This window comes from Vibrio sp. MED222 (genome assembly GCF_000153005.1).
In the GTDB taxonomy this organism is placed as follows: Bacteria; Pseudomonadota; Gammaproteobacteria; order Enterobacterales; family Vibrionaceae; genus Vibrio; species Vibrio tasmaniensis_A.
Genome location: NZ_CH902611.1, coordinates 278465 through 280798 on the forward strand (window position 1 = coordinate 278465; position 2334 = coordinate 280798).

2 protein-coding genes and 1 tRNA gene are annotated in these 2334 nt (G+C 42.3%); 1 reads left to right on the forward strand and 2 read right to left on the reverse strand.

The window, feature by feature from the left end:
* The first annotated feature begins 3 nt into the window (after positions 1–3).
* Positions 4–80 (forward strand) — tRNA-Pro (locus MED222_RS01855).
* 503 nt (positions 81–583) lie between these two features.
* Here MED222_RS01855 and MED222_RS01850 read toward each other — a convergent pair.
* Together MED222_RS01850 and MED222_RS01845 are read right to left on the reverse strand one after the other, a co-directional pair.
* Positions 584–1006: a hypothetical protein gene (locus tag MED222_RS01850; RefSeq protein WP_009848743.1), complete on the reverse strand. Its 423-nt coding sequence runs from the start codon at positions 1004–1006 to the stop codon at positions 584–586.
* A 121-nt stretch (positions 1007–1127) separates the two neighbouring features.
* A complete protein-coding gene (locus tag MED222_RS01845) occupies positions 1128–2015 on the reverse strand; it encodes a TraB/GumN family protein (RefSeq protein WP_009848742.1) in 888 nt (295 codons plus the stop codon).
* Between the last annotated feature and the right edge of the window lie 319 nt (positions 2016–2334).

A 2334-nucleotide genomic window follows, 5' to 3' on the forward strand; every position in this document is an offset into this window, starting at 1 on the left:
TCTCGGTGAATAGCGCAGCTTGGTAGCGCATCTGGTTTGGGACCAGAGGGTCGGGGGTTCGAATCCCTCTTCACCGACCACATTAAGAAAGCCTGCTCATTGAGCAGGCTTTCGTCGTTTTAGAGCATAGGAAATAGGATCAGAACCAAGGTGGGGTTCGCCTGATATTCAAAATAAGCTCTTCACCGACCATATTTAGAGAGCCTGCTCAATGAGCAGGCTTTTGTCGTTTTAGATCATGGAAATAGGATCAGAATCAAAGTGGGGTTCGCCTGATGTTCAAAATAAGCTCTTCACTGGCCACATTAAGAAAGCCTGCTCAATGAGCAGGCTTTCGTCGTTTTAGAGCGTTGGAAATAGGATTAGAACCAAAGTGGGGTTCGCCTGATGTTCAAAATAAGATCTTCACTGCCACATTGAAGAAAGCCGTAGCACTCTCGTAATAGAGGGGGCTACGGCTTTTTTGCATTTTGGTATATGTGTCATTCCCTAGAGCGACGAAGGAGCGAGTCGGGAATCTCTTGTTGTTCTAAACATCCCGTATAGAGAAAGGATTGACTCAATAAGCCAGCCGAAAATCTGTTTACTTCACATCACACGTGATGTTCTTGATTGGCGTCTCTGAAGTAACAAAGCAAACATACGCTTCAACAGGGTTATTTCGACCAATTCGAATGTAACCCGCCTGTATTTCATCTTCGTTAAACGTCACCGAGTGAGAGTTACTCGTTTGGCCATCGTAAAAGCTCGCTTCAAATTTTCTATTCATTTGGCTCGCGATACGGTTGCGTGTCGTCGATGTAATGAACGTAATATTGGCACAGCGCATCGGTGGCTTCTCAGTGATCAGAAACTGGCCGCTTTCTTTATCTAACACACCGCCTTTTGTATGCGGTTGAATGTCTATCGCCTGAAACTGTTCGATGGTACAAGTTTCTTTAGCCGTCACTACCGTAGGCGTGAGGATCGCTAGGGCTAAAGGTAAAGCAAAGAGTACTAGTTTCATGAGAACAACACCGTATATAAAAAGAGCGAAAGATAATAACACCGTTATGGTGCGATTAAGTGTAATGATTCAGTTATTAAGTAATGGTTATATTATGAGAAGGTCATGGTATCGAATTTAGTTAGTTGTCGTCACTAGTCTCAAATTGACACCGGGCCTGTTGGCTTTGTGATTGTTGAGTGACATTGAAACCTTTCTCTTCTAACAACTGCAATAAGTTACCTTCTCCTATTAGGTGCAAGGCGCCAACCACAATCAAGTAGTTCCCTTTTGAGTCGAGTTTCCAATCATTGGCTGCTAGTTTGTTTGCCCAGTCTATGTTTCGATCGGCTAAAAATGCTTTCTCTAGTTCAGGCGACATCTCAGAGAGCTTTGCGAAGGCTTCCAGTTTTGCTAAATCACCCGCCTTCCAGCTTTCTATTAGGCAATGAACCACACGATCAGTTTGGTCAAATTCTTCAAGGCTACTGACTAACCACTCCTTACCGTCGTCCTTTTGTTTTGTCATCAGGTCTATTTGGAATTGAAGCGGCTCTAAGCTGATAACGGGAACATCTTGGATAGTCGCTTTGTAAGCTAGCGTCGCATCAACGCCGCCGGCGGAGCCATAACCAAGTTTTTTTAACTGCTGCATCTGTATCGATAGAGAGGTTGCCCAAGGCGGTGAGTTAAGCAGTTGTTGCGTTGGCATACCCAATGATTTTGATATGTCGGTTAATAATTGTTTTTGTTGTTTGTTTAATACATCAGCGGTGGTCACTTTGGTCGTCGGATAAACGACACCCTCTGTCTTTCTTATATCCGTTTCGATAACTAAGCCATCACTGTTTTTTTGCGCGTCGGTGATTGCCGAAGGAAGTGGGTACATACTTTTATCCCCAACGTGCACAGAACCTAAGATAGTAAGCGTCAGATCATCCTTTTTGGCTTGCCAATAAAGAGGCTCGGCCGCAGCTTGTTTGGCTGAAAATGCGAGAACGAATAAAGTTACGTACAAAAATGTGCGCAAGGAAAGCTCCTATTAAAAGATATGAACTCGTTAAAATTGATTTTGACGGCGTTTTTTAACGGTTTTTTTTGAGAACGATGTCACGTTGTTTGTACGAAAAGTATAACAACACGAACAAACTCTTAAACCTTTCTCCCTACCAACAACACGATTTTATGAAATCCTTTAAAAAGATTGTGATTCAATTCTCAGTTTTTACGTCAAAATAAAAATGACGGAAGTGCCGTAGGTTGTAACTTTATGATTTTAATATAATTAATTTTATCAGTGTTTTTGAGATTTGAAGCCGATCACTTTATTAACCTGATTTAATTCACGG